We start from the raw sequence: 26,724 nt of genomic DNA, 5'->3' as shown, positions 1-26,724 counted from the left end.
TTTTTCACTCCCATTGACAGGAAGAGGGGATAACAAAATCTTTTTGAAAAATGACCGCACTTTCCCTTTATGACGAAAATTGCCTAATGCAGTTTCCGTTTATCTCCTCCCAAGAAGATAGTTTTAGGACATATAAAGCCTTGTATAAAGCTGTTCGTGTTGCATAGCCCGAATATCATTGGCAAGTGTTGCTGCCCCAAGCCAATCGGAATCAGGCGATAGGCTTAATGCTACTGCTTTTTGTAATGGCTGACGTAAGCGGAATAAAATATCCTGTCCATCCATTTGGCTTAATGGGATGAGTTTTACGCCATTGGTGATCGCTCCCACCGCCGAATTGTAATAAAAAGCATAGAGTGTATCGGCCTTGCTTAGCCCCATAGCTTGAGCGACCATAGCAAATACGATGGGGAAGTAGCCTTGAACTCGTTTTTCAGTGATGGCTTGCTGATAAGTGGTGAGCATCGGGTGGTTTTCATAGCGAATGAAAATTTTCAGCAACCGCACGCCCAATTTAAAGCTCCCTTCGCGACTTTCACGCGCTATTTTGGTGGCGGAAAGCGTCCAATCCAATTCGCATAAACGCTCGAAATCGTGATTTTCCATCGCATCAAAAGCAAGGGAAAGATAGGCCCCATCATTGTAGATCCAGTTTTGTAACAGCTGGGTTTGCACATAGTCTTCAAGGGTTATTTTACTTTCGACAATGCCTTGTTGGACGAAAGTTTCCAAACCGTTGGAATGATTAAATCCGCCAATGGGCAAAGTGGGATCGACCAAGTGAAGCAGAGCGCCTAAATCAGCTAAAGAGCGGTTTAATGTTGGTGCCAATTCCCATCTCCATGGTGATGATAGCCGTGATGATCATGACTATGTGAATGGCTGTGTGAATGTCCTTGTGCGGAATTGGCTCGCAACGCTTGGCTTAAACGGCGCTCAGCTTTTTGCGGATGAAAACCGGCGGCTTGTAACCATTCGAACATTGGTTTGTCATAAGGCAGTGTGACCTCATCGCCATCTAAAAAAAGCGGTGAATGTTTGTTGCCGATTTCATAACAGGCTCGAGCCATTTCCGGTAGGGTTTTTGGTGAAAGCACAATCACTTCGCTTGGCAAAATTTCAATGGCGATCACCAATTCATCGCTGATAAACACCACATCATCATGTTTTAAACGTTGTCCTTCTTTGAGCAAACGAAATGCCACCTCACGCCCACTGTGGGTGGTTTTTCGTAGAATATTGCGTTCGCTTTCGTACCATTGCAGCGAAACATAATCTATTTTTTGATGGGTTATTTTACCCGCCTCACGAAGTGCGGTTAAATTTCCCAAAATATTTTCCATGATAGGGAGGATTGGGTTAAGGATTTTCATTTCTGTCTTCTATTTTAGGTAATGTTTTAACTTTTTCGGCTAATTGTTTTTCTGTTCGTTTTACTTTTCGCTCTAGTTTTTGTAAATCAGGTTCAGCAGGTAACGCTTCAGGTTTTATACCTCGCTGTCCAAGCATTTCCCGAATGGTTTTATTGTTTTGTACATGTTCAATCGTAATCTCATTTTCACCTTGTAAATTAGCTTGCTGCGTATTGTGATTTGTCATCTCTGTCGCAAGTTGCTTGGCGGCAATGGTGAGTGTTGGTAAGAAATCGGCTAATGCCCTGCCTTTCGGCATTTCATATTTTTCTTTCATTGCTTGAGTGGAAAATCCGCCAAAAAGGGCATAATCGCCTTTTGAACGAATACGACCAAATCCGGCATCATCAACACCTCGTTCATAAAGAATTTGTGAAAGGATTTTTTCGGATTCTCTTAATCGTTCACGGGCCTCTAAACGAGCATACAGCTGCATTCTCTCTTCAATCAATTCCTGTTTTCTGGTTTGCACCGCAAAATAGCTTTGTGCAAAAGCAATTTCAGGTTTTCTTGGATCACCATTTTGAGCAATTAAATAGCAGGCATAACGTGTAAGCATAAAATCTTCAACTTTTCTCTGCCCACCTTTGCCAATATCGATCATTTTCGTGACGCCACGAAAATGATCTGAAGCCTTATAGCCACTGGCTTCGCAAGAATCTATGGCTCGATGAATTGCCACTTTAAAATTTTCCCAACGAGTGTATCCGAGGTAGGGCTGTAAATCTCTGGCATACCAAAACTCGATATGTTGATCTAACCGTTGTACAAGACTTTCTAATGTTGATTGTAATAACTGTAATTGCGGATCCATGTTTATTCCTCTTTAAATGTAAAACAATGCAACATCGTAATAAAAAGTGATATTCAAAATCAGAAAAAACTTTTGTTTTCTCGAGTGAGGTCACAAACTTTCTACCAAGGGTAACAAGTTACCCTTGGTTACCGACCGTTTCAGCCCTTTTGGCGCTGAGGTGGTGTTAGAACATAAAATATCGCTGCGCCAAGGGCACTTTTTCTGCCGGTTCACAGGTGATAAGTTCACCATTTACCCGTACTTCGTAACGTTCGGGATCAACAGTGATTTCAGGGGTGGCATCATTATGAACCAAATCTTTTTTGCCAATATTACGACAACCTTTCACCGTAATTAGCTCTTTTTCTAAGCCATATTGCCTTTGAATATCTGCTTGTTTAGCGGCCTCAGAGATAAAAACAACAGCGGTTTTAGCAGTCGCTTTACCTTGGTTACCGAACATTGGGCGATAGAATACCGGTTGTGGCGTTGGAATCGAGGCATTTGGGTCGCCCATTTTGGCATAACTGATCACGCCTTTTTTGATGACGGTTTCAGGTTTCACACCAAAAAACATGGGTTTCCATAACACGATATCGGCAATTTTACCCACTTCTAATGAACCAACATGATCCGCGATACCATGAGCAATAGCCGGGTTGATCGTATATTTGGCGATATAGCGTTTTATGCGAAAGTTATCATTGCCCTCGCTGCCTAATTCCCCCCGTTGTGCTTTCATTTTATCTGCCGTTTGCCAAGTGCGAGTCACGACTTCACCAATACGCCCCATGGCTTGCGAGTCGGAACTCATAATGGAAAACACACCGATATCATGCAAAATATCTTCTGCGGCAATGGTTTCAGGACGGATACGGCTGTCGGCAAAGGCAACATCTTCCGGTACACGTTTATCTAGATGGTGGCAAACCATCAACATATCCAAATGTTCGTCAATGGTGTTGACGGTAAACGGACGGGTTGGATTGGTCGAGGCCGGAAGGACATTGAAATACATCGCGGCTTTAATAATATCAGGGGCGTGTCCACCGCCTGCGCCTTCTGTATGGAAGGTATGGATAACACGTCCGTTTATGGCTTTCATGGTATCTTCTAAGAAACCACTTTCGTTGAGGGTGTCTGTATGGATTGCCACTTGCACATCCATTTCATCGGCAACCTTTAATGCGGCATCAATCACCGCCGGTGTGGCTCCCCAGTCTTCATGAATTTTTAAACCCAGTGCACCGGCACGAATTTGTTCTCTTAAGGGTTCAAGGGTGGAGCAGTTACCTTTACCAAAAAAGCCCACATTGACCGGTAATGCCTCTGCGGCTTGGAACATGCGTTGTAAATTCCATGCACCCGGTGTACAGGTGGTAGCGTGCGTACCATCTGCTGGGCCTGTTCCGCCGCCAATCAAAGTGGTCGTGCCATTTTCAAGGGCGTGTTGGGCTTGCTGTGGGCAGATAAAATGGATATGTGTATCAATTCCGCCTGCGGTAGCGATTAAATTAGCGCCATTATGCACTTCAGTACTCACACCGATGATCATATTTGGGGTAACGCCATCCATTGTATCAGGGTTACCCGCCTGACCAATTCCCACAATACGTCCGTCACGAATACCGATATCTGCTTTGATAATGCCAAGTTTGGCATCAATAATCATCACATTAGTAATAACAAAATCTAATACATTAGGATCATCACGGGTTGCGGTGCCTGATTGCGCCATGCCGTCACGCACACTTTTTCCGCCCCCAAACTTACATTCATCACCTTTCGTGAGTAAATCTTTTTCAATGGTTGCCCATAAATCAGTATCACCTAAACGCACGCTATCGCCAACAGTAGGGCCGAATGTGGCAACATATTGAGATCTTGGAATGGTTAATGCCATTGTTGGTTACTCCTTTATAATTTGCCGTCAATTTTGTTATGGAAACCATAAATTATATTGTTTCCGCCAAATGCGACTAATTCCACGGTTTTCGCCTCACCGGGTTCAAAACGCACCGCATTGCCTGAGGGTACGTTTAAACGCATACCTCGTGCTAAAGTGCGGTCAAATTCAAGGGCATTATTGGTTTCAAAAAAGTGATAATGAGAGCCGACCTGAATAGGACGATCGCCTTTATTCACCACATCAATTTTCACGGTTTTTCGCCCAACATTGGCGTGAATATCACCGTTTGCTAATTTATATTCACCTGGGATCATTTGATTAAATCCTTATTTAAATATTGTATTGAATGTTTTTTGAAAGGAGGGACTAAATCTCCCCTAACCCCTCTTTACGAAAGAGGGGGATCTGCCATCTCCCATAACCCCTCTTTACGAAAGAAGGAGAGCAGTTATCTCTCCTAATCTCTCTTTATGAAAGAGGGGATTAGTTGTTGTTATCTAATCGGGTTATGTACTGTCACCAGTTTTGTGCCGTCAGGAAAGGTGGCTTCAATTTGTACTTCATCTACCATTTCAGGGATGCCTTCCATCACATCATCGATGGTTAAAAGGGTTGCGCCATATTCCATCACTTCTGCGACCGTCATGCCATCACGAGCCGCTTCTTGTAAATGGCTGGCAATGTAGGCGATGGATTCCGGATAGTTTAATTTTACTCCACGGGCTTTGCGTTTTGCTGCAAGCTCACCGGCAAGAAAAAGCATCAGCTTTTCTTGTTCTCTTGATGTTAAATGCATAGTGACCTTCTTTTCTCTTATTATGGATTAAATAAATTACTGAATTTTTCTGCGCTGACTTTGTGGTGATCGACTTTGCTTTTAATCCATAGTACTAGCCAAGCCGCCACAATAAAGCCGATAGTATAAGGCGCTAAGCCCGTTTTTGCCACGCCAAATTGGATAAAAATAGAAAGTGTAATGCCAATAATGACATAAACAAAATCTCGGAAACGTTTACCGGAAAAGGCACAGGCAACCAAAATAGCAGAGAAACTATAAATGCCGTTTGCCAGTTCATTGGGTTCGATATCAAACAGATAATCAGCCAAAGCAGAACTGATAATCGTGGCGGCCATTCCCCAAATGGCCACGGTTGGTGAGCTGATGGCTATCGCAATAAATAGCAAAATTCCGGTAATGAGGCTTCCGCCAAAGTTTACTTCTGCCCAAGCATAAAAGGGTTGTTTGATGGATTCTAGGGTCGCAGTGTGATCGGCGAGTGCCGGTGTGGTTTGCCACAAACCAAATAAGCCAATTTGTGCGATGCCCCAGCAAAAAATCCAACAGGTGAGAACAAAAGGGAAAGTATAGGCCACCCAATTTCTTTTGGTAAATTCCCGCATCACCAAAGTAGCGATAATCGCATTCATAATGCCCAATAAGAAGATAAGAATTGAAACGCCATTTAACCCAAAGGTGAACATGGTGCACATAAAAGCAAGGCTGGCGTTGAAACCGTATAAGCCTTGTTTGATTTCTTCTTTGGGATAATGAAGTTTAATGGCAGTTAATGTGCCGATGATTGAACCCAATAAACAACCTACGCCCAAGGTCCAGTGGCTGAAAAACATGGCGATGCAGATCATCAGTCCCGATAAGCCATTTTCTTGTAAAAAAATTTGTCCGATACCCACAAGGGAAATTTTGATAAATCGCATAAAAAATACTTTCAAAAATAAGAAGCCGATAATTTAAAAGAGATTTAACAAAAATTGAAGTTTTAATTAATTATTTCTTAACAAGGTGCAATGGATTTATATGTTATTTAAAATATCTGATTTATTTTAAATTTTATCCAAATGTGATGGGGTTAATTAAATGTCAAAGGTGCACGGCGATGCACCTTTGACTTGGAGGCAAATTAAAGCACTTTTACAATGCTTTCACATAAATAACGAATATTGTCTTCAGTAATGCCAGCCACATTAATGCGACCTGAACGCACTGCATAAATTGCAAATTCGTCTTTTAAACGATCCACTTGTTCTGCGGTTAATCCACTGAAAGAAAACATACCGTTTTGTTCAATGATAAAACTAAAATCCTGTTCTGCGCCAAATTCTTTCAATAATTGTACAAATAAATGACGCATTTTTTTAATTCTTTCACGCATTTCGGTGAGTTCATCATCCCAAGATTGGCGAAGTTGCGGATCGCTTAATACTTGTGTCACTGTTGCCGCACCGTGAGAGGCCGGGTTAGAGTAGAGGGTACGGATAATGGATTTCACTTGAGTTAATGCGGTTGAAGCAATTTCTGAATTTTCCGCCACTAAGGTGAAAGCACCTACCCGTTCATTATATAAACCGAAGTTTTTAGAGAAAGAGCTGGCGACAAGCAATTCTTTGTGATTTTGGGCAAAGGTGCGTAAGCCAAGGGCATCTTCATCTAAGCCGTTTGCTAAACCTTGGTAGGCAAAATCAAATAAAGGTAGCCAGCCATTTTTAGCAGAAAGATCCGCCAGTTGTTTCCATTGTTCCGGCGTTGGGTCGATACCGGTCGGGTTGTGGCAGCAACCGTGAAGAAGCACCACATCCCCTTCGTTGGCGTGGCTGAGATCAGCGATTAAATTGTCCCAATCAAGCTTTTTATTTTCTGCATCATAGTAGCGGTATTCACGAATGGTCATCCCCACCGCATTGAAAATTGCATTATGGTTTGGCCAAGTTGGTGTGCTGATCCACACATTCTGTGCTTTAGTTTGACGTTTGATAAATTCCGCTGCAATGCGTAATGCACCGGTTCCACCGAGGCTTTGCACGGTTCTGGCACGTTGTTGTTTCACCACATCACTGTTTGCACCAAAAAGCAGCACTTGGGTTAAGCGGTTATACTCTGCGATACCGTCAATGGTGAGGTAATTTTTGGTGTTTTCTTTCTCCAGTAAGCGTTTTTCTGCTTCTTTGACCGCACGCATAATCGGTGTCGCACCTTGTGCATCTTTATAGACGCCGATGCCAAGGTTGATTTTATTCGCACGGGTTTCGGATTTGAATGCTTCGCCTAAGCCAAGAATAGGATCGGCAGGGGCCGTTTTGATATTTTCGAACATAGTGTTTTCCTCTTTGTGTGGGATGAAATCAATCGTTTTATACTGCAACCCTTGAGGTTTAGCAAGTAAAAACACCATAAAAATAAACCGCACTTTTTTATTTTGAAAATGACATCAAAAAGTGCGGTTAAAAATGAATTTATTTTAATTTTGCGAGCGTCCAATCTAAACCGGATTGATAATCTTCCGGTAAGCGATGACGAAGTTTTTCCAGTTGCTGAATGATAATCGCTTTATCCGGGTGAGAAAGATTAATATGACCGACTTTCCGCCCGGGGCGAACTTCTTTGCCATACCAATGAAGTTGTGTAAATGCTAGATTTAGCCACTGTGGCTGATGTTCGGTACCAATTAAATTCACCATCACACTCGGCGCAAAGGTTTCCAAATCAGGGGTAGGCAAATCCAACAACGCACGCAAATGTAATTCAAATTGGCTAATGGAACAACCAAGCTGTGTCCAATGCCCACTGTTATGTACTCGTGGGGCCAGTTCATTGATCAGCAGTTTATCGCCTACCACAAAACATTCCATCGCCATCACGCCCACATAATTGAGCCTATCCATAATTTTTCCCAACATTTCTTCTGCCTGAAGCTGTTGGGTGGCTTGTTGTGGGAAAGCGCTATCCATTACGCTATAACGCAAGATACCATTTTGTTGAAGATTGTGTGTGACAGGGTAAAAGCGTTTTTCACCATTTTTGAAACGGGCGCCTACCAGCGAAACTTCACTATCAAAAGGAATAAATTTTTCCGCAATCACTTCACCGAATAAATCGTCGCTGATTTCGTTTGGGTTTTCCTTGGTGATGATCCATTGGCCTCGTCCGTCATAACCACCGGTACGGCGTTTCACCACCACTTTTTCACCCACATTTTGGAATAGGCTTTGCCATTGCGTTTTGTTTTCTAACAAGCACCAAGGGGAGGTGGAAAGCCCTAATTCATCTAAAAGAGATTTCTGGGTGAAACGATCTGCCAATAAGCCAAAAATGCTTTGATTGACAAAATTCGAGTGATTACCGAGTAATTCAGTGAGGGGGGTATTTTCCCAACGTTCGATTTCTGCGGTGATCACCGCATCTTTTGGTAAATCAAAAACAGGGGCATTGAAAGCTAAAGGTTCTACTTGAATATCTAAAGGCGCACCGGCATAACGGAGCATTCTGCCTAATTGACCATTGCCGAGTACATAAACCCTTGGGTAGAGAGAGGATTGTTGCATTTTATTTCTCATCAAAAAATAATCGAAAAAACAACCGCACTTTATTATTGGCATTATGTAAAAAATGCACAAAAACAGGCGTTTCAGCAAAATGTAGGGACACACTGCGTGTGTCCGTTATGAAATCAAATGTATTTTAATATAGCGGACACACGCAGTGTGTCCCTACGAGAAAGTCCAAAATCAGATTTGTAAAACCGCTACATAATGCCGAACCTTATTAGAAGTGCGGTCAAGTTTTCTTGCGTTTTATACGCGCGGATCGGGATTATCCAATACGGCTTGCGTTTGTTTTTTACGGAAAGCCTGTAAACGGGAAAGTAAATCCTGATCCCAAGTTGCCAACATTTGTGCTGCAAGTAATGCCGCATTGGCTGCACCGGCAGGGCCGATAGCAAGGGTGCCCACAGGAATGCCTTTTGGCATTTGCACAATAGAATGAAGGCTATCCACACCACTTAGCATTGAGCTTTTCACCGGCACACCGAGCACGGGAACAAGGGTTTTTGCGGCGATCATGCCCGGTAAATGTGCCGCACCGCCTGCGCCGGCAATAATTACTTTATAACCGTTTTTCTGTGCATTTTCAGCAAAGGTGAAAAGTTTATCAGGGGTGCGGTGGGCAGAAACAATTTCAACATGGTAAGGCACATTGAGTTCATCTAAAATTTGTGTGCTTTCTTGCATGGTTGCCCAATCACTTTTGGAGCCCATCACAATGGCAATTTGTGCTTGTGTTACAGACATTTTTTACTCTTGAATGAAATTAAAAACGGTGCGTAGAATAGCATAATTCAACTCACCCAAGCAAACGTTTGCTTGGGCGTTAGGGGAGAAAATTCCATTGCAACTTTGGTGGTAAAATCATATCCTAATGGGCAATTTTTCCTTGAAAAGGGGCAATTATGTTAGCCAAAGCAAAATATCGAAAAGATTATAAAAAGCCGGATTTTACGGTGACAGACATTTATTTGGATTTTCAACTCGATCCAAATCACACCATTGTCACTGCAACCACCAAATTCCAACGTTTAAATGATGAAGCTACCCATTTGCGTTTAGACGGTCACAGTTTCCAGTTTTCTTCTATTCAATTTAACGGTAAGCCTTTTACCGCTTATCAGCAAGACGGTGAAAGTTTAACCTTAGATTTAAGGGAACAACCTGCCGCTGAATTTGAGCTAGAAATCGTTACCATTCTTGTCCCTGCCAAAAATACCTCGTTACAAGGTTTGTATCAATCGGGGGAAGGCATTTGTACCCAATGTGAAGCGGAAGGTTTCCGTCAAATCACTTATATGTTAGACCGCCCCGATGTATTGGCCCGTTACACCACCAAAATTACTGCAGATAAAACGAAATATCCTTATTTACTTTCCAACGGAAACCGCATTGCTGAAGGCGAATTAGATAACGGTCGCCACTGGGTTGAATGGTATGATCCTTTCCCGAAGCCAAGCTATTTGTTTGCTTTAGTGGCAGGGGATTTTGATTTATTACAAGATAAATTTATCACCCAAAGCGGTCGGGAAGTGGCCTTAGAACTCTATGTGGATCGAGGCAATCTTGATCGTGCCGGCTGGGCCATGGAAAGCCTGAAAAAATCCATGAAATGGGATGAAGAACGCTTTAATCTTGAATACGATTTGGATATTTATATGATTGTGGCGGTAGATTTCTTCAATATGGGGGCGATGGAAAATAAAGGATTGAATATCTTCAACTCCAAATTTGTGTTGGCGAACCCACAAACCGCAACAGATGAGGATTATCTTGCTATCGAAAGTGTGATTGCCCATGAATATTTCCATAACTGGACGGGTAACCGCATTACTTGCCGTGATTGGTTCCAATTAAGTTTAAAAGAAGGTTTAACCGTTTTCCGTGATCAAGAGTTTTCCTCTGATACCGGCTCTCGTGCGGTCAATCGTATCAATAATGTGAAATTCTTACGCACCACGCAATTTGCCGAAGATGCTGGCCCAATGGCACATCCAATTCGTCCGGAAAAAGTGATTGAAATGAATAACTTTTATACAGTGACGGTGTATGAAAAAGGCGCAGAAATCATCCGTATGTTGCATACCTTATTGGGCGAAGCGGGATTTCAAAAAGGCATGGCATTATATATTGCAGAAAATGACGGCAAAGCCGCCACCTGTGAAGATTTTGTTTCAGCCATGGAACGTGCCAACGAGCTGGATTTAACCCAATTCCGCCGTTGGTATAGTCAATCAGGCACACCGGAATTATTAATTACGGATGCTTATGATGAACAAACCCACACTTATCGCCTTACCGTTTCTCAATCCACCCCACCGACAGCGGATCAAATGGAAAAAGTGAATTTACATATTCCGCTAAAAATGGCGTTATATGCCCAAGACGGCACAAAACAAATGCTTCAATATGACGGCAAAGCATTAAGTGGTGTACTCAATATCACAGAAAAAGATCAAGTGTTTGAATTTCACGGTATTTATGGTCGCCCGGTTCCTGCTTTGTTAGAAGATTTTTCTGCCCCGGTGAAATTAGACTATGATTACACCACCGAACAACTTCTTACGTTATTGAAATTTGCCGATAATGCCTTTGTACGTTGGGATGCGGCACAAATGTTATTGACGAATGAGTTACGTCGTAACGTTAGCCATTTTCAGCAGGGAGAAGATTTTGAAATTTCACCTCAAATTTTGACCGCACTTTTACAAGTGTTAGAAAATTATGAAGCAGATATTGAGTTGGCGACCTTAATTCTTACCTTGCCAAGAGAAATTGAATTTGCCGAAAGTTTCAAAACGATTGATCCCGACGGTATTGTCGCTGCACGAGAATTTATTGTGCGAGCCATTGCCGAATATCTCAAAGAATCCTTGCTTAAAACCTATAATCATATTCGTTTGGAAGCATACCGTATCACGCAACAAGATATTGCTTTGCGTGCCATGCGTAACCTTTGCTTAAATTATTTGGCTTACACTTCCCTTGGCAATAACCTTGTTCATAAGCATTACAATGCAGCAAATAATATGACAGATACGCTTGCAGCACTTACAGCGGCAACCAAAGCCTCTCTTCCGTGTCGTGATACCTTGCTTGCGGATTTTGAGCAAAAATGGCAACACGATGGGCTCGTGATGGATAAATGGTTTGCCTTACAAGCCACCCGACCGGATGATAATGTGTTGGAAATTGTCCATCACCTGATGGATCACCCGAGTTTTAATTTCAACAATCCGAACCGCCTGCGTGCATTGGTGGGCAGTTTTGCCAATCAAAACCTGAAGGCTTTCCACGAAATCAGCGGCTCAGGCTATCGTTTCTTAACGGATGTGTTAATTCGACTTAACGAAGCCAACCCACAAGTGGCGGCACGTTTAGTCGAACCGCTTATCCGTTTCGCCCGCTACGATGCCCAACGTCAAACCCTGATGAAACGAGCGTTGGAACGTTTAAGCAGCGTTGAAAATCTTTCCAAAGATTTATTTGAGAAGATTGAAAAAGCATTGCAATAAGAAAAGAACGGGGCAGAGCAGCTTTCTGCCCCAATAGATCCTTTCTCACTCCCAACTATTCGCTCTCCCATTTTTATTATTCATTCCTTATTTTGGGTTTTCTCGGTAAATCTATTTGTGTTAATGAAATGTTAATTGAAATCACTTGATCCTCGTAACGAATAAAGTATGCTAAGCAGGGTCTGAACTGAAAGGGAGGGATAATGCAAGAAATCATCAGTGGCCTATTTATTGTTTTAATACCGATGTTTTTAGGCTACTTAATCAAAATTAAAAAGCAGGATTACATCACTAAAATCAATCAAATGGTGATGTTTTTACTGTATATCATCTTGTTTTTAATGGGGTATTTACTCGGTCAGCTTGATGATCTGGAAACAAAACTTCCGATTATCGGTAAAACTGCAACGGTACTTTCGGTGATTATTCTCACCTCAAATATGATTGGATTAATGATTTATGATCGATTGCACCCGGCGCCATTGCTCAAACCTCAAGGAAAGCTCCCTTCTCGTTGGCATTCGTTGATTGATTCTTTCAAACTTTCCGGCACGGTGATTTTAGGGACGTTATGCGGTTGGTTATTTAATGCCTATCTTGTGTTACCCACGGGGATTAATCTTTATGTATTGATTGTATTAATTTTTTTCGTGGGCATTCAGTTGCGTAATAATGGTATTTCGCTAAAAGAGGCACTATTTAATCAACGGGGCTTTCAAACCGGTATTGTGTTTACTCTCACTTCTTTAGTTGGCGGAATGGTGGCAAGCTGGGTTTTAACGATGCCGATCACGCAGGGATTGGCCTTTGCTTCAGGAATGGGGTGGTATTCGTTATCCAGTGTGGTGCTGACAAATGCTTGGGGGCCGGTGCAGGGGAGTATTGCATTTTTTAATGATTTATCTCGAGAGATAATCAGTTTATTTATCGTCCCGCTTTTTATGCAACATTTTCGCTCAACGGCAATTGGTATCACTGGGGCAACTGCATTGGATTGTACTTTGCCGATCATCCAAAAATCAGGGGGCATCGAAGTGGTACCTATCGCGATTTCCTTTGGATTTGTCACCAATATTCTCCCTCCGCTTTTATTGGTGCTATTTTCAAGTATCCCGATTTAGCAATGATGGGCAAAGAGTGAAAAGAGAAAGCTTGAATCAAAAACGGGGCGGATTGTTCAGGTTCGCCCCGATGATTTATAGACTATTAGGGTTTATAAAATATTGGCTTCCAGTTCTAATATACCCGGTTCAATTTTAATCCCTTTAGCAAATTTCTTAATTAAAACATCCCGAATATTGCTTTCATCAAGGGTATAAATAGGAATGGTTGAAAGCAATGAGGAAATGCTTTCGCTTAAAAACGGCATGGCAATTTGCAATTGCTCCATGTATTCATTAGGTTCACCGGACCAACGTAGGATGCGCAAATCTCGCAGGTAAACCGCCCCTTTTTCCGGTTCATAATAGGGAATGGTATCAAATGTCAGGTTTAACTTAGCGGGAAACTGTTTATTGCCCAGTTTGAATAATCCTTCCGCAATACCGCTTATTTCAACACGCTTTTCTGCACCACGCCCAATTTGGGTGCGGAGATCTTTTAATTGATAATCTAACGAAAATAACCCGGGAAAACTGAATTTATCTTGGATTGTGGCTTTTTCTGAGAGATATTGGTTGATTTGTTCTTCGGTAACACTAAAAGGCGAGGCTTGCACTGTGGAAAAAACAGAGAAACCCAATAATAACGTTAAAAAGCGAGTGTAATTTTTCATAAAACACCTACAAGTTGAAAGGATTTGAATAAAGCCGTAGAATGTGTGGCTTTTTTGTGGTGGCACTATACCACAAAACCTCTAGTATAAAACGAATTAATCGGAGTAGAGTGTGACAAATACCCACATAGAGATGAATATTAAGTCTATTTTAGAAAGATACAAAGGAGAACGCATTGTTAAATTTAGTGAAGGCGGAAAGGACTATTGGCTGAAACAACCGGAGAAGCTTTCAGGTGTTTGGTTGCTTTTAAAACCTCATCCTAAAAAATCATTTGATAATGAATTGAAAACGCTTTTATCATTAGCAAAACAAAATGTGCCGGTCCCTCAAGTGGTTTGTTATGGAAAGGATTTTTTTATTTTGGAAGATGCAGGGCACAGTATTTCGAATTGGTTTAATGGCTTAGGCGTTTCAGAAGAACAAAAATTTTTGATTTTAGCCGATGCAAGCCAAGCATTAATCGGATTACATAAAGAGGGATTGGTGCATGGACGCCCTGCTGTGCGGGATATCGTATGGAACGAGGGGAAAATTATTTTTTTGGATTTTGAATCACGTTCCAATAGCCAAAATAAAGATTGGTTGATTGTGCGGGATATGTTGCTTTTCTTTCATAGCTTGTGTCGTGAAGAAACCATTTCGGATAGCTTAGTGAAAGACACGGCGGCTTATTATCAAGCCCATTGTCATCCCAAAAATTGGCAGCTTATGCAAAATTGTTTATCTCGTTTTCGCTGGCTTTATTATCTTTTATTGCCTTTTAAACCGATTGCGAAAAGAGATCTTGTGGCAATTTATCGTTTATTTGAATTATTACGTTAATTAAAGGAAAAAATGATGAAAAAAATTCTCTTAGTTTTATCGATGTCTATTTTTATCGGTGCTTGCTCTGTGGGTGGCGGTATTGGCGTTGGGGGCGGAAGTAACGGCGTTGGTATGGGCGTGGGGCTTGGCACCGGATTTGGTTTTTAGTTAAAGTGCGGTTGAAATTTCAAGTATTTTAAGATTTTTGAGAAAAAGCTTGATCTTTCAAGAGAGTTCACTATAATACGCCACATCTTTCGGACGCGGGGTGGAGCAGCTTGGTAGCTCGTCGGGCTCATAACCCGAAGGCCGTCGGTTCAAATCCGGCCCCCGCAACCAATAAAAAGTTCAGTAAAAAGAACCCCAAATTTGGGGTTTTTTTGTACGAGAAATTTAAAAACTGGGCTTAGGTTCAATGAACCTAACCCTTTTTTTACGCCTAAAATTCAATGTAAACGGTTGATGGATAAAAACATTGTAACCATGGCGTAATTCCGCTAACAGGAGTAGAAAATTGGCGACATTAGAAGAAAATTTAAAAACGATGCTTGAAGGGGCAGTAGAAGATTTAGGCTGCGAACTTTGGGGCATTGAATGTCAGCGTGCCGGTCGGTTTATGACAGTACGTTTATTTATTGATAAAGAGGGGGGCGTTACCGTTGACGATTGTGCTGATGTAAGCCGTCAAGTGAGTGCTATTTTGGATGTAGAAGATCCGATTGCCGATAAATACAATCTTGAAGTCTCTTCACCGGGTTTAGATCGCCCATTATTTACTTTAAATCAATACGAACGCTATGTTGGACAGGATATTGCTATTCATTTGCGTATTCCGGTAATGGATCGCCGCAAATGGCAAGGTAAATTGGAACGCATTGAAAATGATATGCTGATCTTAGTCGTTGATGGTCAGGAGCAAGTTTTTGTATTTGGCAATATTCAAAAAGCCAATGTGATTGCAAAATTCTAAATAAGGAGGAACAGAAAAATGAGTAAAGAGATTTTATTAGCCGCTGAAGCGGTTTCTAATGAAAAATTATTGCCGCGTGAAAAAATTTTTGAAGCATTAGAAAGTGCATTAGCCCTTTCAACAAAGAAAAAATATGAATATGAAACGGAAATCCGTGTTTCAATCAACCCAAAAACCGGTGAGTTTGATACATTTCGCCGTTGGTTAGTGGTGGATGAAATCAAAGTGCCAACAAAAGAAATCACCTTAGAAGCGGCACAATTTGAAGATCCGAATATTCAATTGGGTGATTATGTTGAAGATCAAATAGAATCCATTACCTTTGATCGTATTGCAATGCAGACAGCACGTCAGGTGATCAGCACAAAAATTCGTGAAGCGGAGCGTGCTAAAGTGATCGATCAGTTCCGCTCAGAGGAAGGCAAAATCGTTACCGGCACGGTGAAAAAAGTTAACCGTGAAAGCATTATTTTAGATTTAGGCCATAAAGCGGAAGCGGTGATGTTGCGTGAAGATATGCTGCCTCGTGAAAATTTCCGTCCGGGTGACCGTGTGCGTGGTGTGCTTTATAAAGTGGCACCTGAAAACAAAACATCACAATTATTTGTGACCAGAGCCAAACCGGAAATGTTAGTGGAATTATTCCGTATTGAAGTTCCAGAAATTGGCGAAGAGATGATTGAAATTCGTGGTGCAGCCCGTGATCCGGGTTCTCGTGCGAAAATTGCGGTGAAATCAAATGATAAGCGTATTGATCCGGTTGGTGCTTGCGTGGGTATGCGTGGCGCACGGGTTCAAGCGATTACTAATGAGCTTGGTGGTGAACGTGTTGATATCGTTCTTTGGGATGACAACCCTGCACAGTTTGTGATTAATGCCATGGCGCCGGCAGATGTGACCTCAATCATTGTAGATGAAGATACTCATTCTATGGATATTGCCGTTGATGAGGCGAACCTTGCACAAGCCATCGGACGCAATGGGCAAAATGTTCGTTTAGCGACGCAATTAACCGGCTGGATGTTAAATGTCATGAGTACCGAAGCGCTTAATGAAAAACATCAAGCAGAAGATAATAAAGCATTAAATTTATTTATGAATGCGTTGGAGCTTGATGAGGAATTCGCCCAAATTCTTGTGGAGGAAGGCTTTACCAATTTGGAAGAAATCGCTTATGTTTCAGTGAATGAATTAACGGCGATTGACGGCTTAGAAGATGAAGATCTTGTTGAAGAACTGCAAACCCGTGCAAAAAATGCGATTACAGCAGCAGCCGTGGCGGAAGAAGAAGCGCTGAAAAAAGCCAATATTGAAGAAAGATTATTAAATCTGGAAGGAATGAACCGCCATATTGCTTTCAAATTAGCCGAAAAACAAATTACGACTCTTGAGGAACTGGCTGAACAAGGTGTTGATGATTTAGCGGATATTGAAGAATTAACCGCTGAACAGGCCGCAGAGTTGATTATGGCTGCGCGTAATATTTGTTGGTTCAGCGAAGAGTAAGGAGAATGAATAATGACAGATGAAGTAAAAAAAGCCGAGAGTGAAGCGCCGAAAAAACTAAGTATTCAACGCAGAACCAAAACCACGGTGAGCAGCACCACAACAGCGGGTAAAAGCAAAGCGGTTCAAGTGGAAGTGCGTAAAAAAAGAACGGTGAAAACCGATGCGGCACAGAAAGCAGAAGAAGCGGCAAAATTAAAAGCACAACAAGAGTTGGAAGCCAAAAAAGCCGCTGAAAAGAAAGCCGCAGAAGAAAAAGCACGCTTAGAAGCAGAAAAAGCCAAAGCGGAAGCGGAAAAAGTAAAAGCCGAAAAAGCAGCGAAAAGTGCGGTCGAAACGAAGCCTAAATCTGTTGATGTGGAAAAAGAGAAACGCAAAGCAGAAGAGGCCGAATTACGCCGTAAAGCAGAAGAAATGGCTCGTCAAAAAGCAGAAGAGCAAGCTCGTCAAGCTGCGGAAGATGCTAAACGCTATGCCGAAATGGAAGAGGATGAAAATGATGCCTCTTCAGAAGATTATTCAGATTATCATTTAAGCTCAAAATATGCCCTTGAAGCGGAAGATGAAGAAGAGCGCCGCAATGAAAATCGTGGTCGTGGAAAAAATAAAGTCGCTAAAGCGAAAAAAGGCGGTCGTGATGATGATAACAGCAAAAATAATCGAAATGAGCGTGAATCTAACCGTAAAAACCAAAAAGAAGGAAAATTAGGTAAAGGTAAAAACGGTAAGAAAGGGGCGGCATTACAACAGGCGTTCACCAAACCGGTTCAAGTGGCTAAAGCTGATGTGGTAATTGGCGAAACCATTACCGTTGCAGAGCTTGCCAACAAAATGGCGATTAAAGCCACTGAAATCATTAAAATGATGATGAAAATGGGTGAAATGGTTACCATTAACCAAGTGCTTGATCAAGAAACCGCACAATTAGTGGCAGAAGAACTTGGTCATAAAGTGATTCTTCGTAATGAAAATGAGCTGGAAGAAGCAGTACTTGGCGATCGTGATGTGAATGCAGAAAAAGTGACCCGTGCACCGGTGGTGACCATTATGGGCCACGTTGACCATGGTAAAACCTCTTTACTTGACTATATCCGTAAAGCGAAAGTGGCAGCCGGTGAAGCGGGAGGCATTACCCAACACATCGGTGCATACCATGTGGAAATGGACGATGGCAAAATGATCACTTTCCTTGATACACCGGGACACGCTGCCTTTACCTCAATGCGTGCTCGTGGTGCGAAAGTGACTGATATTGTAGTACTTGTGGTGGCGGCTGATGATGGTGTGATGCCTCAAACCATTGAAGCGATTCAGCACGCCAAAGCCGCAGGTGCACCATTAGTGGTGGCGGTAAACAAAATTGACAAACCGGAAGCCAATCCGGATCGTGTTGAGCAAGAATTGCTCCAACATGAGGTGATTTCAGAAAAATTCGGTGGTGATGTTCAATTTGTGCCGGTTTCTGCAAAACAAGGCCTTGGTATTGATGAATTGTTAGATGCCATCCTTCTTCAATCTGAAGTACTTGAATTAACCGCTGTAAAAGACGGTATGGCAAGTGGTGTGGTGATTGAATCTTACCTTGATAAAGGGCGTGGCCCGGTGGCCACCATTTTGGTGCAATCCGGTACGTTACGCAAAGGCGATATTGTACTCTGTGGTTTCGAATATGGCCGTGTGCGTGCAATGCGTGATGAAAATGGTAAAGAAATTGAGGAAGCAGGCCCATCTATCCCAGTGGAAGTACTTGGGCTTTCCGGTGTACCGGCTGCCGGTGATGAAGCCACGGTTGTGCGTGATGAGAAAAAAGCGCGTGAAGTAGCGTTATATCGTCAAGGTAAATTCCGTGAGGTCAAACTTGCCCGTCAACAAAAAGCGAAACTTGAAAATATGTTTAGCAATATGACGGAAGGCGATGTGGCAGAATTGAATGTCATCGTCAAAGCGGACGTACAGGGTTCGGTGGAAGCCATTGTTCAAGCTTTACACGAACTTTCAACAGACGAAGTCAAAGTGAAAGTGGTCGGTTCCGGTGTGGGTGGTATTACAGAAACCGATGCCACATTAGCGGCCGCCTCCAATGCAATTATGGTTGGTTTTAACGTGCGTGCCGATGCGTCAGCCCGCCGTGTGATTGAAAGCGAAAATATTGATTTACGTTACTATTCCATCATTTATGAATTGCTTAACGAAATCAAAGCGGCCATGAGCGGTATGTTACAGCCTGAATTCAAACAAGAAATCATTGGCTTGGCCGAAGTGCGTGATGTCTTCCGTCATCCGAAGTTTGGTGCGATTGCCGGCTGTATGGTGACAGAAGGAATTGTTAAACGTAATAACCCAATCCGTGTGTTGCGTGACAACGTGGTTATTTTTGAAGGTGAATTGGAATCCCTCCGTCGTTTCAAAGATGATGTGGCCGAAGTGCGTAGCAATATGGAATGTGGTATCGGCGTGAAAAACTACAATGATGTCAAAGTGGGCGACCAAATTGAAGTCTTTGAAGTGGTTGAAGTGAAACGCACCATTTAATGATTAGGCAGTAGCTTGTCTAACAATTCTGCTAAATATTGAAAGCGGTTATATTCTGTGATAAGAAGTAACCGCTTTTTATTTGGTGTTCACCACAAAACGAAATTAGATTGTTATCGGGTAATAAATTTTATGGATAATTTAGTAAATCATTATAGTCGTGCCAGTGCTATACCATCATTGTTATGTGATTTTTACAAAACCTCCCATCGAATAATGTACCCTGAAGGTTCACAAATTCTTTATAGTACATTTACGCCTCGTAGTAATAAACAAGCACCCTATTTAACAAGGGTTGTATCCTTTGGTTTTCAAGCATTTATTATTAAATATTTAATCCATTATTTTAATGATAACTTCTTTTCCCGGGATAAAGATGACATTGTGTCTGAATATTCAGCTTTTATTAAAAAAACACTGCGGTTGGACGACACTGGAGAACATATTAAACAGTTACACGAGCTAGGTTACTTACCCATCCGAATTAAAGCCATTCCTGAAGGAAAAACCGTGGCAATTAAAGTCCCGGTGATGACGATTGAAAACACCCATCCTGATTTCTTTTGGCTGACTAACTATTTAGAAACCCTCATTAATGTCTCCCTCTGGCAACCGATGACCTCAGCTTCTATGGCATTTGCTTATCGGAGTGCATTAGTTAAATTTGCAGAGGAAACCTGTGATAACCAAGATCAGGTTCCATTTCAATCTCATGATTTCTCAATGCGGGGTATGGGTTCTTTAGAATCAGCGGAAACCTCAGGCGCCGGTCATTTGACTGCTTTTTTAGGTACGGATACGATCCCTGCGATCTCTTTCATTGAAACCTATTATGGTTCAAAGGGGTTAATTGGTACATCAATCCCAGCATCAGAACACTCGGTGATGAGTTCACATGGTATTGATGAATTGCCCACCTTCCGTTATTTAATGGCAAAATTTCCGAATAGTATGTTATCTATTGTGTCGGATACGACAGATTTTTGGCATAACATTACCGTTAATTTACCTTTATTAAAGGCGGAAATTATGGCAAGACCTGAAAATGCCCGTTTGGTTATTCGTCCTGATAGTGGTGATTTTTTTGCGATTATTTGTGGCGATCCAACGGCGGATACCGAGCATGAACGTAAAGGGCTAATTGATTGTTTATGGGATATTTTTGGTGGTAAGGTAAATCAGAAAGGTTACAAAGTTCTCGATCCTCATATCGGCGCAATTTATGGTGATGGCGTGACTTATGAAAAAATGGTGAAAATTTTAGAGGGGCTAAAAGCCAAAGGCTTTGCTTCCAGCAATATTGTGTTTGGTGTTGGAGCGCAAACCTATCAGCGTAATACGCGTGATACCTTAGGATTTGCCGTAAAAGCCACCGCTATCACGATTAATGGGGAAGAAAAAGCGATCTTTAAAAACCCTAAAACCGACAACGGGTTAAAAAAATCCCAAAAAGGTCGTGTTAAAGTCCTTTCTTATGATACCTATATTGACGGCTTAACCGCCAAAGATGATTTTAGTGATGATTTATTAGAAATACTCTTTGAAGACGGTAAACTGCTACGCCGAACGGATTTTGATCAAATTAGACAAAATGTACTTAATGCTTTCTAGGAGAAAATTATCGCTATTTAACGCATTTAACGGTGAGCCTTTATTGTGTTTGATATATCGCTCACTTTATTTGTACTCAAAAATACTGCCAAAAACCACCGCACTTTTCACTTTTGGGGAATAAATTTTGTTATAATTCCCCGCTTTGAAACGCATTTTGAAAATAGGAAATGAAAATGGCTCGAGAATTTAAACGTAGCGACCGTGTGGCGCAAGAAATCCAAAAAGAAATTGCAGTGATTTTGCAGCGTGAGGTAAAAGATCCCCGTATTGGTATGGTAACCGTATCCGATGTGGAAGTGTCCAGCGATTTGGCGTATGCCAAAATTTTTGTCACTTTTTTGTTCGATCATGATGAAAGTGCGATTGAACAGGGAATGAAAGGGTTAGAAAAAGCCGCGCCTTATATTCGTACCTTACTTGGCAAAGCCATGCGGTTACGCATTGTGCCGGAAATTCGTTTTATCTATGATCAATCCTTAGTCGAAGGTATGAGAATGTCCAATTTAGTGACGAACGTGGTGCGTGAAGATGAACGTAAACACGTTGAGGAAGAGGCATAATGTCAAGACCACGCAAGCGGGGGCGGGATATTGACGGCGTGTTTTTATTGGATAAACCGCAAGGGATGTCTTCTAATGACATTATGCAAAAAGTCAAACGCCTTTTCCAAGCAAACAAAGCCGGACATACTGGGGCGCTCGACCCCTTAGCAACAGGCATGTTACCTATTTGTTTAGGTGAAGCCACCAAATTTTCGCAATTTTTGTTGGATGCGGATAAGCGTTATTTGGTGACGGCAAAATTAGGCGAACGTACGGATACCTCCGATGCAGAAGGGCAGATCGTGGAAAGGCGAGCAGTGAATGTGGAAATATCCCAAATTTTGACCGCACTTGAGCCATTTCGGGGCGATATTTTACAAGTGCCGACCATGTTTTCGGCCTTAAAACATCAGGGAAAACCTTTGTATGAATATGCTCGCCAAGGCATCACCGTAGAACGTGAAGCCCGCCCGATTACTATTTTTGAACTGAACTTTATTGAATATCAAGCCCCTTATTTAACCTTGGAAGTGCATTGCTCCAAGGGCACTTATATTCGCACTTTGGTAGATGACTTAGGCGAAACGTTAGGCTGTGGTGCCCATGTGACGATGTTACGCAGAACAGCGGTGGCAGATTATCCTGTTGAGGCAATGATGAGCTGGGATGAGTTGCAAAACCTCGCAGCGCAGCAGGATTTAGCCTTGCTGGATCAGTATTTATTACCAACGGATACAGCGGTGAACAAATTGCCCGCATTGCATTTGAATGAAACACAAAGCCGTGGGATTGGTTTTGGCCAGCGTGTAAAATTTGCCAACGATCAGCAATTACAAGGCCAAGTGCGGTTATTTTCAGCGGAGAATATGTTTTTGGGGGTGGCGTTGATTGATGGCAATGTCATTCGCCCACAGCGATTAATCACACAATCCCCCTAATTTCATTTGCCTTTCCTGATAAATTCCAGTAATCTTGCCTGTAATTATTTTCTTACAAATTATGTAAATAAAAAATTACAGGTGGATTATGGAAGCGCTCAACAATTTACGTTCCGAAATTGACTCGCTCGACCGCGAACTCATTCAACTTTTTTCTAAACGCCTTGAACTGGTTTCACAAGTCGGCAAAGTGAAACATCAACATGGCCTCCCTATCTATGCCCCCGACCGTGAAATTTCTATGTTGCAAGCTCGCCGTTTAGAAGCCGAAAAAGCGGGGATTTCACCGGATTTAATTGAAGATGTACTACGCCGCTTTATGCGGGAATCCTACACCAATGAAAATCAATTTGGTTTTAAAACCGTCAATCCCAACATTAAAAAAATTGTGATTGTAGGGGGATATGGAAAACTGGGTGGATTATTTGCCCGCTATCTGCGTGCCTCCGGCTATCCAATTTCTGTTTTAGAACGTGATGATTGGAATGTAGCAGAGCGTATTCTTACCAATGCAGATGTGGTGATTGTTTCTGTGCCAATTGCCAATACACTTGAAACCATTGAGCGTTTAAAACCTTATTTAACAGAAAATATGCTGTTGGCGGATCTCACCTCGGTGAAACGTGAGCCTTTGGCAAAAATGTTGGAAATTCATCAAGGAGCAGTGGTGGGCCTGCACCCGATGTTTGGGCCGGATATTGCCAGTATGGCAAAACAGGTGGTGGTGTGTTGTGAAGGACGTTTTCCTGAACGTTATGAATGGTTACTTGAACAAATTCAAATTTGGGGAGCGAAAATTCATCAAACCGATGCCATTGAACATGATCACCATATGACTTATGTGCAAGCTTTACGTCACTTTTCGACCTTTGCGAATGGTTTACATCTTTCTAAACAACCGGTCAATTTAGCGAATTTACTGGCGCTTTCTTCGCCGATTTATCGCTTAGAGTTGGCAATGATTGGCCGTTTATTCGCACAAGATGCCGAGCTTTATGCGGATATTATTATGGATAAACCGGAAAATCTTGAAGTGATTGAAAGCCTAAAACAAACCTATGAGGACGCACTGAAATTCTTTGAAAATCATGATCGACAAGGGTTTATTGAGGCCTTTCATCAGGTGAGAGCATGGTTTGGTGACTATTCCGAGCAATTTTTAAAAGAAAGCCATCAATTGCTACAACAAGCTAATGATCTGAAGCAAGGGTAAGACGAAATACAACATATCTGTTATCCATACTAAAAAGCCAAAAGTGCGGTGAAAAATCACCGCACTTTTGCTTTAAATTTGCTCAAACCTATCTTATCAATGTTGTTTTGTGGCGGCTTTCATCGCTTTCACAAACTCAGCTAATTCAGCTAGGCATTTTGCCTGATTGTCTAAATTTGAAGCAATAATATTCACCGTGGCTGAGCCGGAAATTGCCCCTGCCGCCCCCAATTGTAAGGCTTCTTTTACCTGATTGGGTTGAGCAATCCCAAAGCCTTGTAAAATAGGCGGGGCATTATGTGCTTTCAATTGTTCTATCAATGTATCCAGATTTTTGGCATGTGTTTGGTTCTCCGCACTGGTGACACCGGCACGGGAAACCAAATAAGTGTAGCCCTCGCTGTTTTCGGCTACACCTTGGATAGTTTTCGCATCAGCATTTGGCGGGCAAATGAACACCGGTTGAATACCGTGTTTTTTGGCCGCATTGATGTAATCTTCTTTTGCCAATAATGGAATATCTGCCACCAATACGGCATCCACGCCCACTTCTGCACAACGTTGGTAAAAGGCATCAAGCCCTTTTGCAAAAATCAGGTTTACACAAAGGAGTAAACTGATAGGAATTTCTGGATATTTTGACCGCACTTTTTCAAGTAATTTAAAGCTATCTTCTGTGCTGTGTCCGGCCTCTAACGCACGATTATTGGCGGCTTGAATAACCGGGCCGTCTAAAAGCGGATCAGAGAAAGGAAAACCTAATTCAAGGGCATCCGCCCCATTATCAACAAGTGTGCAAATAATCTCGAAAGAGCGATCAAATGTTGGATCACATAGGGTGACAAAAGGAACAAAAGCTCCCTCATTTTTTGCGTTGAGTGTCGCAAATTGACGATTAAAACGGCTCATTATTTCATTCCTTTTTCAGTTAAAATATTGTCCACGGTGAAAATATCTTTATCACCACGCCCGGATAAATTCACCACAAGAATTTGCGCTTTGTCAGGTTCTTGATGAATCATTTTAAGCGCTTGTGCAAGGGCATGTGAGCTTTCTAAAGCAGGAATAATTCCCTCGTGTTTTGCAAGGGCTTGAAAGGCATTTAAGGCTTCATCATCGGTAATGGAAGGATATTCCGCCCGACCGATACTTTGCAAATAAGCATGTTGCGGGCCGACAGAAGGGAAGTCTAACCCTGCAGAAATGGAGTAAGACTCTTCCACCTGTCCATCTTCTGTTTGCATTAAAGGCGATTTCATACCGAAATAAATACCCACTCTAGCATGGCCTAAAGGTGCGCCATGCTCACCACTTTCAATTCCTTTTCCTGCCGGTTCTACGCCGATTAGACGGACATTTGGCTCATCAATAAAATCACTGAACATACCAATGGCATTAGATCCGCCGCCCACAGCAGCAATTACCGCATCCGGTAGGCGACCTTCTTTTTCTATGATTTGGCGCTTTGTTTCTTCGCCAATCATTTTTTGAAATTCACGCACAATGGTAGGAAAAGGGTGAGGGCCTGCCGCAGTACCTAATAAGTAATGGGTGGTTTCATAGTTGGCAGACCAATCACGCATGGCCTCACAACAGGCATCTTTTAAGGAACAAGAGCCTTTTTGCACCGGTACAACCTCAGCCCCCATTAAACGCATTCGAAATACATTAGGCGATTGGCGTTCTACATCTTTTGCCCCCATATAAACGCGGCAGGGCATATCAAGCATCGCACAGGCAAGGGCTGTTGCGACACCATGCTGACCGGCACCGGTTTCAGCAATGATACGGGTTTTCCCCATCCGTTTTGCCAGTAAAATTTGCCCAAGCACCTGATTGGTTTTGTGCGCTCCACCATGTAAAAGATCTTCACGTTTGAGATAAATTTTCGCTTTTGTACCTTTTGTCAGATTACGACAAAGGGTTAATGCGGTTGGTCTGCCAGCATAATTTTTCAGTAAATCTTGAAATTCTTGCTGAAATTTAGGGTCATCCTTGGCTTCAACAAAGGCTTTTTCCAATTGCTGAAGTACCGGTACAAGAATTTCCGGTACATACATCCCGCCAAATTCACCAAAATAGGGATTTAATAATGTGTCTGCCATGGGGTTTCCTTTTTATTAAATGATGAGAATGTTCGCCATACTACTACACTAGTACAAAAAAATATAGATGACTGAGAAAATTTTTTGAAGAAATGAATTTTAGTTAAACAGCTCAATAACAAATCGGATCTTTATTTGTTTGAACCTTACTAATGCTTATTTTTCCTTGAATTTTTCTTTTTTATCAAATATTCTCAGCGCTTATTAGAAAACACAATTGAATAAAGATCGTATATTTTCTATGAAAGTCCCATTTTCTTATTTGACTTTAACCACCCTTTTTCTTTTCCCTTCTTTTGTGCAAGCGGTGCAGAATCGTCCTCCAACAGAGACTGAAAAACAGATTATTTCCCGCCAACAACAGCAACAAACAGACCTCAACAGTGAAATCCAATCCCAGCAAGTACAATCACCAAATGTCAGATTCGAAGCCGAAAAAACGAAAACCCATGGCTTTCCTCAGCAAGAGGCACAATGTTTTCCTATTCATCAATTGGTATTGACGGATTTTGATGAGAATAACGAGAATAAAAAACTCATCCAGCCGAGTCGTTTTCATTGGGCATTAAATGCAGTTTATGCAGAAAGGGATTTTGCCTTACCGGCTTGTATTGGGGCAGAGGGGATTAATGTTTTATTGCGCCGTATTCAAAATCGCTTGATTGATTTTGGTTATATCACCACCCGAGTACTGGTTGAACCACAGGATTTACGTTCAGGCATGCTGGTGCTAACGGTCATTCCGGGAAAAG

At 42.0% G+C, this 26,724-nt stretch carries 25 protein-coding genes and 1 tRNA gene; 13 read left to right on the top strand and 13 right to left on the bottom strand.

Translation table 11 applies throughout. From position 1 onward, the window contains the following. Positions 1-123 precede the first annotated feature (123 nt). The 10 genes from BKK48_RS00685 to purE all read right to left on the bottom strand — a co-directional run bounded on the left by BKK48_RS00685 (position 124) and on the right by purE (position 9,202). Positions 124-831: an urease accessory protein UreF gene (locus tag BKK48_RS00685; RefSeq protein ID WP_077426306.1), complete on the bottom strand. Its 708-nt coding sequence runs from the start codon at positions 829-831 to the stop codon at positions 124-126. Then, positions 816-1,373: an urease accessory protein UreE gene (gene ureE / locus BKK48_RS00680; RefSeq protein ID WP_077426305.1), complete on the bottom strand. Its 558-nt coding sequence runs from the start codon at positions 1,371-1,373 to the stop codon at positions 816-818. Before ureE ends, BKK48_RS00685 begins: the two co-directional genes overlap by 16 nt. Next, the gene (gene dinD, locus BKK48_RS00675; RefSeq protein WP_077426304.1) at positions 1,360-2,226 is read right to left on the bottom strand and encodes a DNA damage-inducible protein D; all 867 of its coding nucleotides are present in this window, start codon (positions 2,224-2,226) and stop codon (positions 1,360-1,362) included. Before dinD ends, ureE begins: the two co-directional genes overlap by 14 nt. Positions 2,227-2,392: 166 nt before the next feature. Further along, the gene (gene ureC, locus BKK48_RS00670; protein WP_077426303.1) at positions 2,393-4,111 is read right to left on the bottom strand and encodes an urease subunit alpha; all 1,719 of its coding nucleotides are present in this window, start codon (positions 4,109-4,111) and stop codon (positions 2,393-2,395) included. A 14-nt stretch (positions 4,112-4,125) separates the two neighbouring features. Further along, positions 4,126-4,431: an urease subunit beta gene (gene ureB, locus BKK48_RS00665; RefSeq protein WP_077415908.1), complete on the bottom strand. Its 306-nt coding sequence runs from the start codon at positions 4,429-4,431 to the stop codon at positions 4,126-4,128. 179 nt (positions 4,432-4,610) lie between these two features. Continuing rightward, positions 4,611-4,913, bottom strand: coding sequence for an urease subunit gamma (gene ureA / locus BKK48_RS00660; protein ID WP_077426302.1), 303 nt, complete (start codon positions 4,911-4,913; stop codon positions 4,611-4,613). A 20-nt stretch (positions 4,914-4,933) separates the two neighbouring features. Then, positions 4,934-5,833: an urea transporter gene (locus BKK48_RS00655; RefSeq protein WP_077426301.1), complete on the bottom strand. Its 900-nt coding sequence runs from the start codon at positions 5,831-5,833 to the stop codon at positions 4,934-4,936. A 203-nt stretch (positions 5,834-6,036) separates the two neighbouring features. Continuing rightward, positions 6,037-7,227, bottom strand: coding sequence for an amino acid aminotransferase (locus tag BKK48_RS00650; RefSeq protein WP_077426492.1), 1,191 nt, complete (start codon positions 7,225-7,227; stop codon positions 6,037-6,039). A 139-nt stretch (positions 7,228-7,366) separates the two neighbouring features. After that, entirely contained in the window at positions 7,367-8,455 is a 1,089-nt protein-coding gene (gene purK / locus BKK48_RS00645) for a 5-(carboxyamino)imidazole ribonucleotide synthase (RefSeq protein ID WP_077426300.1), read from the bottom strand. Positions 8,456-8,704: 249 nt separating this feature from the next. Next, positions 8,705-9,202, bottom strand: a complete 498-nt coding sequence (gene purE, locus BKK48_RS00640) for a 5-(carboxyamino)imidazole ribonucleotide mutase (RefSeq protein ID WP_077426299.1) — start codon at positions 9,200-9,202, stop codon at positions 8,705-8,707. Positions 9,203-9,360: 158 nt separating this feature from the next. On the opposite strand from purE, the gene pepN reads away from it, so the two are divergent. Both pepN and BKK48_RS00630 read left to right on the top strand, forming a co-directional pair. Continuing rightward, positions 9,361-11,970, top strand: coding sequence for an aminopeptidase N (gene pepN, locus BKK48_RS00635; protein WP_077426298.1), 2,610 nt, complete (start codon positions 9,361-9,363; stop codon positions 11,968-11,970). A 203-nt stretch (positions 11,971-12,173) separates the two neighbouring features. After that, the gene (locus BKK48_RS00630) at positions 12,174-13,091 is read left to right on the top strand and encodes a LysO family transporter (RefSeq protein ID WP_077426297.1); all 918 of its coding nucleotides are present in this window, start codon (positions 12,174-12,176) and stop codon (positions 13,089-13,091) included. 92 nt (positions 13,092-13,183) lie between these two features. Here BKK48_RS00630 and BKK48_RS00625 read toward each other — a convergent pair whose 3' ends face one another. Beyond that, positions 13,184-13,744 (bottom strand): YceB family lipoprotein, encoded by a 561-nt coding sequence (locus BKK48_RS00625; protein ID WP_077426296.1) that lies wholly within the window; start codon positions 13,742-13,744, stop codon positions 13,184-13,186. A gap of 133 nt (positions 13,745-13,877) precedes the next feature. Here BKK48_RS00625 and BKK48_RS00620 point away from each other — a divergent pair, with 133 nt between their 5' ends. The 10 genes from BKK48_RS00620 to tyrA all read left to right on the top strand — a co-directional run bounded on the left by BKK48_RS00620 (position 13,878) and on the right by tyrA (position 23,867). Continuing rightward, positions 13,878-14,570 (top strand): BUD32 family EKC/KEOPS complex subunit, encoded by a 693-nt coding sequence (locus BKK48_RS00620; RefSeq protein ID WP_077426295.1) that lies wholly within the window; start codon positions 13,878-13,880, stop codon positions 14,568-14,570. Between the two features lie 12 nt (positions 14,571-14,582). Beyond that, on the top strand, positions 14,583-14,720 hold the full coding sequence (locus tag BKK48_RS10000; RefSeq protein ID WP_208604174.1) for a hypothetical protein: 138 nt from the start codon (positions 14,583-14,585) through the stop codon (positions 14,718-14,720). 94 nt (positions 14,721-14,814) lie between these two features. Beyond that, positions 14,815-14,891: transfer RNA gene (locus BKK48_RS00615), tRNA-Met, on the top strand. Positions 14,892-15,066: 175 nt separating this feature from the next. After that, on the top strand, positions 15,067-15,522 hold the full coding sequence (rimP, locus tag BKK48_RS09805; protein WP_143538726.1) for a ribosome maturation factor RimP: 456 nt from the start codon (positions 15,067-15,069) through the stop codon (positions 15,520-15,522). Positions 15,523-15,540: 18 nt separating this feature from the next. After that, complete coding sequence (nusA, locus tag BKK48_RS00610) at positions 15,541-17,028, top strand: transcription termination factor NusA (RefSeq protein WP_143538724.1); 1,488 nt, start codon at positions 15,541-15,543, stop codon at positions 17,026-17,028. A gap of 12 nt (positions 17,029-17,040) precedes the next feature. Next, positions 17,041-19,560: a translation initiation factor IF-2 gene (gene infB, locus BKK48_RS00605; RefSeq protein ID WP_077426294.1), complete on the top strand. Its 2,520-nt coding sequence runs from the start codon at positions 17,041-17,043 to the stop codon at positions 19,558-19,560. A gap of 132 nt (positions 19,561-19,692) precedes the next feature. Continuing rightward, positions 19,693-21,171, top strand: a complete 1,479-nt coding sequence (locus BKK48_RS00600) for a nicotinate phosphoribosyltransferase (protein WP_077426292.1) — start codon at positions 19,693-19,695, stop codon at positions 21,169-21,171. Positions 21,172-21,347: 176 nt separating this feature from the next. Continuing rightward, entirely contained in the window at positions 21,348-21,734 is a 387-nt protein-coding gene (rbfA, locus tag BKK48_RS00595; RefSeq protein ID WP_077420866.1) for a 30S ribosome-binding factor RbfA, read from the top strand. Beyond that, a complete protein-coding gene (truB, locus tag BKK48_RS00590) occupies positions 21,734-22,654 on the top strand; it encodes a tRNA pseudouridine(55) synthase TruB (protein ID WP_077426291.1) in 921 nt (306 codons plus the stop codon). Before rbfA ends, truB begins: the two co-directional genes overlap by 1 nt. 88 nt (positions 22,655-22,742) lie before the next feature. Further along, positions 22,743-23,867 (top strand): bifunctional chorismate mutase/prephenate dehydrogenase, encoded by a 1,125-nt coding sequence (gene tyrA / locus BKK48_RS00585; protein WP_077426289.1) that lies wholly within the window; start codon positions 22,743-22,745, stop codon positions 23,865-23,867. A 96-nt stretch (positions 23,868-23,963) separates the two neighbouring features. Here tyrA and trpA read toward each other — a convergent pair whose 3' ends face one another. Next, positions 23,964-24,776 carry a tryptophan synthase subunit alpha gene (gene trpA, locus BKK48_RS00580; protein WP_077426288.1) on the bottom strand — a complete coding sequence of 271 codons (813 nt, stop codon included), beginning with the start codon at positions 24,774-24,776 and terminating at the stop codon, positions 23,964-23,966. Beyond that, positions 24,776-25,972 carry a tryptophan synthase subunit beta gene (gene trpB, locus BKK48_RS00575; RefSeq protein WP_077426286.1) on the bottom strand — a complete coding sequence of 399 codons (1,197 nt, stop codon included), beginning with the start codon at positions 25,970-25,972 and terminating at the stop codon, positions 24,776-24,778. Before trpB ends, trpA begins: the two co-directional genes overlap by 1 nt. Positions 25,973-26,279: 307 nt before the next feature. Between trpB and BKK48_RS00570 the strand changes: the two genes are divergently transcribed. Further along, the coding region (locus BKK48_RS00570; RefSeq protein ID WP_279625932.1) for a POTRA domain-containing protein at positions 26,280-26,724 on the top strand (445 nt) is incomplete at its 3' end.

It is taken from the genome of Rodentibacter heidelbergensis, from assembly GCF_002000125.1.
GTDB lineage: Bacteria > Pseudomonadota > Gammaproteobacteria > Enterobacterales > Pasteurellaceae > Rodentibacter > Rodentibacter heidelbergensis.
The sequence above is the reverse complement of the archived record's forward strand: the minus strand, read 5'-3'. Positions and strand labels throughout refer to the sequence as shown.